5 protein-coding genes are annotated in these 7,208 nt (G+C 71.8%); 2 read left to right on the top strand and 3 right to left on the bottom strand.

What is annotated here, in order from left to right:
- Positions 1 to 48 precede the first annotated feature (48 nt).
- Positions 49 to 1,833 (bottom strand): glyoxylate carboligase, encoded by a 1,785-nt coding sequence (gene gcl / locus AOK23_RS31265; protein WP_055715930.1) that lies wholly within the window; start codon positions 1,831 to 1,833, stop codon positions 49 to 51.
- 261 nt (positions 1,834 to 2,094) lie between these two features.
- Between gcl and AOK23_RS31260 the strand changes: the two genes are divergently transcribed.
- A complete protein-coding gene (locus AOK23_RS31260) occupies positions 2,095 to 2,808 on the top strand; it encodes a hypothetical protein (protein WP_206336331.1) in 714 nt (237 codons plus the stop codon).
- A 103-nt stretch (positions 2,809 to 2,911) separates the two neighbouring features.
- Here AOK23_RS31260 and AOK23_RS31255 read toward each other — a convergent pair whose 3' ends face one another.
- Together AOK23_RS31255 and AOK23_RS31250 are read right to left on the bottom strand one after the other, a co-directional pair.
- The gene (locus AOK23_RS31255; protein ID WP_055715929.1) at positions 2,912 to 4,522 is read right to left on the bottom strand and encodes an AMP-binding protein; all 1,611 of its coding nucleotides are present in this window, start codon (positions 4,520 to 4,522) and stop codon (positions 2,912 to 2,914) included.
- On the bottom strand, positions 4,519 to 6,198 hold the full coding sequence (locus AOK23_RS31250; RefSeq protein WP_055715928.1) for an AMP-binding protein: 1,680 nt from the start codon (positions 6,196 to 6,198) through the stop codon (positions 4,519 to 4,521). Before AOK23_RS31250 ends, AOK23_RS31255 begins: the two co-directional genes overlap by 4 nt.
- A 155-nt stretch (positions 6,199 to 6,353) precedes the next feature.
- Between AOK23_RS31250 and AOK23_RS31245 the strand changes: the two genes are divergently transcribed.
- Positions 6,354 to 7,187, top strand: coding sequence for a LuxR C-terminal-related transcriptional regulator (locus AOK23_RS31245; RefSeq protein WP_055715931.1), 834 nt, complete (start codon positions 6,354 to 6,356; stop codon positions 7,185 to 7,187).
- Positions 7,188 to 7,208 lie beyond the last annotated feature (21 nt).

Genomic DNA, 7,208 nt, shown 5'->3' with positions numbered 1-7,208 from the left:
CCCACGTGCGGACGAGGCCCCCCCGCCCACGTGCGGACGAGGCCCCTGTCAGGCCTTCAGCGTCCTGATCGACGTCGGCGTGTGCCATGGCTCCGTCGCGAGTTCCTCGAACTCCACGACGGCACTGATGTCGTTCGTCGTGGACATCGAGATGTTGGTGACCCGTTCCAGGATGGCCTCGACGACCACCGGCACCCGGTACTGCGCCGCGAGCTTCTTCGCCTCCTCGAAGGCGGCGCCCAGGTCGGCCGGGTCGGTCACCCGGATCGCCTTGCAGCCGAGGCCCTCGGCGACCTTGACGTGGTCGACGCCGTAGACACCCAGCTCGGGCGAGTTGACGTTCTCGAACTCCAGGTTGACCTGGAAGTCGATGGCGAAGGCGCGCTGCGCCTGCCGGATGAGGCCCAGGTAGGAGTTGTTCACCAGGACATGGACGTACGGGATCCTGTGCTGCGCCCCGACTGCCAGCTCCTCGATCATGAACTGGAAGTCGTAGTCGCCGGAGAGGGCGACGACGGACGCCTCCGGGTCGGCCTTGGCGACGCCGAGCGCGGCGGGGACGGTCCAGCCGAGCGGGCCCGCCTGGCCGCAGTTGATCCAGTGGCGGGGCCGGTGGACGTGCAGCATCTGGGCGCCCGCGATCTGGGAGAGGCCGATGGTGGTGACGTACCGGGTGTCGGGGCCGAAGGCCCGGTTCATCTCCTCGTAGACGCGCTGCGGCTTGATCGGGACGTCGTCGAAGTGGGTACGGCGCTGGAGGCGGGCCCTGCGGTCCTGTGCCTCGGCGGCCCACGCGGAGCGGTCGGGCAGCCGGCCCTCGGCCTTCAGCTCCCGCGCCACCTGGACGAAGAGTTCCAGCGCGGCCCCGGCGTCCGAGGCGATGCCGTAGTCGGGGGCGAAGATCCTGCCGATCTGCGTGGGGTCGATGTCGACGTGGACGAACGTCCGCCCGGCCGTGTAGACGTCCAGGTTCCCGGTGTGCCGGTTGGCCCAGCGGTTGCCGATGCCGAGGACGAAGTCGGAGGCGAGGAAGGTCGCGTTGCCGTAGCGGTGCGAGGTCTGCAGGCCGACCATGCCGGCGTTCAGCTCGTGGTCGTCGGGCAGGACGCCCCAGCCCATGAGGGTGGGGACGACCGGGACGCCGGTCAACTGGGCGAACTCGACGAGCAGTTCGCTCGCGTCGGCGTTGATGACACCGCCGCCCGCGACGATCAGTGGCCGCTCGGCGGCGTTGAGCATCCCGATCGCCTTCTCGATCTGGGCGCGGGTCGCGGCCGGCTTGTAGACGGGGAGCGGCTCGTACGTCTCCGGGTCGAACTCGATCTCGGTGAGCTGGACGTCGATCGGGAGGTCGATGAGGACCGGTCCGGGGCGGCCGGAGCGCATCAGGTGGAACGCCTGCTGGAAGGCGCCGGGGACCTGCGCCGCCTCCAGGACGGTCACGGCCATCTTGGTGACCGGGCGGGCGATGGAGGCGATGTCGACCGCCTGGAAGTCCTCCTTGTGGATCACGGCGGTGGGTGCCTGGCCGGTGATGCAGAGGATGGGAATGGAGTCACCGATGGCGGAGTAGAGCCCGGTGATCATGTCGGTGCCGGCGGGCCCGGAGGTGCCGAGGCAGACCCCGATGTTGCCGGGGTGGGTGCGGGTGTAGCCCTCGGCCATGTGCGAGGCGCCCTCGACATGCCGGGCGAGGGTGTGGTGGATGCCGCCGGCGGCCTTCAGGGCGGCGTAGAAGGGGTTGATCGCGGCGCCGGGGACGCCGAACGCGTCGCTGACGCCCTCGCGCTTGAGGATCTCGACTGCCGCGCGGGCAGCGGTCATACGAGCCATTGCGTACTCCTGCTTCAGCTGCCGGACTCGCGCTCCCGTCGCGCCCCGCCGCGAGCACTTCCGTGATTCTATTTTCCGTATTACGGAAAGTGATTTCTACTATCTGGAAGCAATGTAGGAGCCGGTGGGGAGGCCGTCAAGGGCGGGACCGCCGAATCGTCCGCGCCTGTCGTGGCGTTCCCCTGCCGGTGCGCCCCCGGCTGGAGGACGATGAGGGGGCTGTCGCGACGGGACCCGGTGAGCTCGGTGGTGGGGTGGGACATGAGCGAGACCATGGCGGTGCGATGCCCGGAATGCGGGCGGGAGCACCAGTACGCCGCGCCCGCCTACCCCTGTGCGTGCGGCACCCCGGTCGCGCCGCCCCTGAACCGGCGCGCCGCCCCCGTCTGCGTCACCCATCGCACCTGGGACGAGGACTGGGTCACCGTCCGCTGCGGGAGCTGCGGACGCGCGGACCAGTGGCCCCATCCGGAGCTGGGCTGCTCCTGCGGGACCGTGCTGCGCGTGCCCGTCACGGTCGCCGCCCAGCCGTTGGGCACCGGGGGCGGCGACCCGGCCGAACCGCCCGTGGAACCGCCCACCGCGTCGCGAGCCACGTTCCAGCCCGTCACGATTCGCACCGCGCGCGACGCGGTCACCGCCGTCGCCCTCTATCTGCGCTGGCTGGGCTACAAGGACATCCGCCGGGCCGACCAGCGCCAGCCGCACGGCATCGGACTCGCCGCGCGCGGCGTCCTGGTGCAGGTGCACCCGCTGGTCCAGCCGGCCGCGCCCCGCGACGTCGAATGCCTGTGGCTGACCGCGATGGCCGAGTCCTGCGACTGTGTCTGCTTCTCGCTCGCCGGATACACGGACGACGCCCGTGACCGCGCCGACGGCCTGGGCGTCGCCCTGTTCGTCCTGGACCTCACGGGCACCCCGCAGCCGGTGAACGCGGCCGCGGTGGAGCTGGTCGCGACCGGCGCGGGAACGTGATCAGTGGCGGACGACGCGAACGGTTCGGCACTCGGGGCCGGACCCGCGGGCCGCACGCGGGCCCCCGCGCACGACCGGCGGGGGCCCCGGCCCGGGAGGCCGCCTATCCGGCCGCGTACCGCTCCCGCAGTTCGATCTTGCGGACCTTCCCCGACACCGTCATCGGGAACGCGTCCAGGATGCGCAGCGCGCTCGGGATCTTGTAGTGCGCCAACTGCCCGTCGCAGAAGGCCCGCAGCTCCTCCAGCGTGAGCGGCCGCGCGGGGTCGCGTGGGATGACGCAGGCGAGGACCTCCTCGCCGTACCGCTCGTGCGGCACACCGACCACCTGCACGTCGGCGATCCCCGGGTGGCCGTACAGGAACTCCTCGATCTCCCGCGGATAGATGTTCTCGCCGCCCCGGATGATCATGTCCTTGATCCGGCCGACGATCTCGACGTACCCGTCCTCACGCATCACCGCGAGGTCCCCGGTGTGCATCCACCGGCCGGGGTCGACGGCCTCGGCGGTCTTCTCGGGCTCCTCCCAGTAGCCGAGCATCACGCTGTAGCCGCGGGTGCACAGCTCCCCCGCGGTGCCCCGCGGTCGGGTGACCCCGGTGGCCGGGTCGACGATCTTCACCTCGATGTGCGGGAGGACGCGGCCGACGGTGCCGGTGCGGTGCTCCAGGTCGTCGTCGCGCCGGGTCTGGGTGGAGACGGGCGAGGTCTCCGTCATGCCGTAGCAGATGGACACCTCGGCCATGTGCATGTCGGCGACGACCCGCTTCATCACCTCCACCGGGCAGGGCGAGCCCGCCATGATGCCGGTGCGCAGGGACGACAGGTCGTACGACGCGAAGTCGGGGAGGTTCAGCTCCGCGATGAACATCGTCGGCACGCCGTACAGGGACGTGCAGCGCTCCTGCTGGACGGCCTCCAGGGTGGCCTTCGGGTCGAAGGACGGGGCCGGGACGACCACGCAGGCGCCGTGCGAGGTGGCCGCGAGGTTCCCCATGACCATGCCGAAGCAGTGGTAGAAGGGGACGGGGACGCACACCCGGTCCTGCTCGGTGTAGTTGATCGACTCGCCCACGAAGTAGCCGTTGTTGAGGATGTTGTGGTGGGAGAGGGTGGCCCCCTTGGGGAAGCCCGTGGTGCCCGACGTGTACTGGATGTTGATCGGGTCGTCGCAGGACAGCTCCTCGAACGGGACGGGCGTGCCGCGCGCGATCAGCGCGTCCCAGCTCGGGTCGCCGATGTACACGGTCTCCCGCAGCCGCGGGCAGTTCCCGCGCACCTGCTCCACCATCGCCCGGTAGTCGCTCGTCTTGTGGCTGAGCGAGGCGAACAGCAGCGAGACCCCGGCCTGGTTGAGGACGTACTCGACCTCATGGGTGCGGTAGGCCGGGTTGATGTTCACCATGATCGCGCCGATGCGCGCGGTGGCGTACTGGACGAGCACCCACTCCGGGCAGTTGACCGCCCAGATGCCCACCCGGTCGCCCTTGGTGATCCCGCTCGCGACCAGCCCGTAGGCGAGCCGGTCGACGTCCGCCGCGAACCGGGCGTAGGTCCAGCGTCGCCCGGACGGCACGTCGACGAGGACCTCGCGGTCCGGCCAGGCGGCGACCGCGCGGTCGAGGTTGGCGCCGATGGTGTCGCCGAGGAGGGCCGTGCCGCTCGTCCCGTGCGCGTACGACGACGCTGCCGTGGGCCCGTCGCCTGCGCTCACCGGAAGTCCTCCTCGCGGTACTCGGCGTCCGAGCCCTCGGCGGTGGCCTCGCGCAGCTCGATACGGCGGATCTTGCCCGACACGGTCTTCGGCAGGTCGGCGAACTCCAGCCGGCGGACCCGCTTGTACGGCGCGAGGACGGTCCGGGAGTGCTCGAAGAGGACCTTCGCGGTGTCCGGGCCCGGCTCCCAGCCGGCCGCCAGCACGATGTACGCCTTCGGGACGGCGAGCCGCAGCTCGTCCGGCGCGGGCACGACGGCCGCCTCCGCCACCGCCTCGTGCTCCAGCAGGGCGCTCTCCAGCTCGAACGGGCTGATCTTGTAGTCGCTCGCCTTGAACACGTCGTCGGCGCGGCCCACGTAGGTGATGTAGCCGTCCTCGTCGCGGGAGCCGATGTCGCCGGTGCGGTAGTAGCCGCCCGCCATGGCCTCCGCGGTGCGGTCGGGGTCGCCGTGGTAGCCGGTCATCACACCCACGGGGCGGTTGGACAGGTCGAGCGCGATCTCGCCCTCGTCGACGTCGGGGGCGCCCGAGACGGGGTCGAGGAGGACGACCTTGAAACCGGGGCTGGGCCGGCCCATCGAGCCGGTCTTCAGCTCCTGGCCGGGGCTGTTGGAGACCTGCACGGCGGTCTCGGTCTGGCCGAAGCCGTCCCGGATCGTGATGCCCCAGGCCCGCCGCACCTGCTCGATGACCTCGGGGTTGAGCGGCTCGCCCGCCGCGACGACCTCGCGGGGCGGGGTGCGCAGCTGGGTGAGGTCGGCCTGGATCAGCATCCGCCACACGGTCGGCGGGGCGCAGAAGCTGGTGACGCCCGCGCGCTCCATCTCCGACAGCAGCCGGGCCGGGTCGAAGCGGGTGTAGTTGTGGATGAAGACGGTCGCCTCCGCGTTCCACGGGGCGAAGAGGTTGGACCAGGCGTGCTTGGCCCAGCCGGGCGAGGAGATGTTGAGGTGGACGTCCCCGGGTTTCAGGCCGATCCAGTACATCGTCGCCAAGTGGCCCACGGGGTACGACACATGGGTGTGCTCGACCAGTTTCGGCCGGGCGGTGGTGCCCGAGGTGAAGTACAGCATCAGCGGGTCGGAGGCGTTGGTCTCGCCGTCCGGCGTGAAGTCTGCGGGGGCCGCGTAGGCGTCCTCGTAGGGGCGCCAACCGTCCGCGGTGCCGCCGACGGCGATCCGGGTGTAGCGGCCGGGCACCTCGTCGAACTTGGCGGCGTCCTCGGCCCGCGCGATCACATGCCGGACCCGGCCGCGCTCGACGCGGTCGCGCAGGTCGGCGGGGCCGAGCAGCGGGGTGGCGGGGATGACGACGGCGCGCAGCTTCATCGCGGCTAGGGCGGTCTCCCACAGCTCCGCCTGGTTGCCGAGCATGACGAGGACCCGGTGGTCGGCCCGTACGCCCTGGGCGCGCAGCCAGTTCGCGACGCGGGAGGAGCGCTCGGACATCTCGGCGAAGGTCAGCCGGGTCTCGGTGCCGTCCTCCTCGACGATGTGCAGGGCCGTGCGGTCGTTCCCACGTGCGATCTCGTCGAACCAGTCGAGTGCCCAGTTGAAGAAGTCGGGGCGCGGCCACGTGAAGCCCTTGCAGGCCGTGGCGTAGTCCTCCCGGTGGGCCAGCAGGAAGTCCCTGGCCGCCCGGAACTCCTCCGTGGCGCTCGTCCTCGCCGACATGTGTCCTCCTCATTGCCGGACCGTCGCCTGACATCGTGTAATGCGTGATACGCGTCTCACTACCCCCGAACGGGGGTGCGCCGCGCGGAAAGGGCGAGTTCGTGGCAGTGCATTCCTTCGGTCCCGTCGATCCTGCTTCATCCGGTTCGACGGACCTGCGCGGCGCGCTGAACCGCTTACGGCTGGTCACCGGGCTGCCCCTGGCCTTCGCCGGGCTGGTCGAGCCCGGTCCCGGGCAACTGCGCATCAGCGAACTCCAGGGCAACCGGACGACCTCGCTCAGCGGGCTGTCCGTGCACTCCGGGAACGGGCTGGGCGGCAAGGCGGTGGCGCTGGCCCGCCCCTGCTGGGTGACCGACTACTCCTCGTCCCGGCAGATCAGCCACGAGTACGACGCCGCCGTCGCCGCCGAGGGCATCCGCTCGGTCCTCGCCGTCCCCATCGTCGTACGGCGCCGGGTGCGCGGAGTGCTGTACGGCGCCCTGCGCGCGCCCCGGCCGCTGGGCGACCGCACGGTCGGGGCGGCGATGGAGGCCGCGCGGGACATGGAGCAGGCCCTGGTGGTGCGGGACGAGGCCCGGAACCTGCTGGCGGCGGCACGACCCCCGGAGGACGGGTCACCGGCGGCGTGGGAGGAGGTCCGCGAGGCGCATGTGGCGCTGCGGGCGCTGGCCCCCCGCATCGACGACCCGGAGCTCCGGCGGGAACTCCTCCAGGTGTGCGGCCGGCTGGCCGGTGCCGCCGCCACGGACACCCCCGGCCCCGACGCGCCCACCCCGCCCGCCGGGCCGCGGGTCGCCCTCACCCCCCGCGAGCTGGACGTCCTGTCCTGCGTGGCGCTCGGCGCGACCAACGCCGCCACCGCCGGCCGCCTCGGCCTGCGCCCCGAGACGGTCAAGGGCTACCTCCGCTCCGCCACGCGCAAGCTGGAGGCCCACACCCGCCTGGATGCGGGGGTGGCGGCCCGCCGAGCGGGGTTGCTGCCGTAGGACTCCGCCGGCGCCCGCCGC

The organism is Streptomyces torulosus (assembly GCF_001419765.1).
Classification (GTDB): Bacteria; Actinomycetota; Actinomycetes; order Streptomycetales; family Streptomycetaceae; genus Streptomyces; species Streptomyces torulosus.
This window is presented reverse-complemented; position numbering and strand designations above follow the sequence as displayed.

What these genes read in the sequence shown, in the direction of transcription:
- AOK23_RS31260 (WP_206336331.1), top strand. Translation starts at nt 2,095, where the DNA reads ATGAGCGAGACCATGGCGGTGCGATGCCCGGAATGCGGGCGGGAGCAC.
- AOK23_RS31250 (WP_055715928.1), bottom strand. Translation starts at nt 6,198, where the DNA reads ATGTCGGCGAGGACGAGCGCCACGGAGGAGTTCCGGGCGGCCAGGGAC.
- gcl (WP_055715930.1), bottom strand. Translation starts at nt 1,833, where the DNA reads ATGGCTCGTATGACCGCTGCCCGCGCGGCAGTCGAGATCCTCAAGCGC.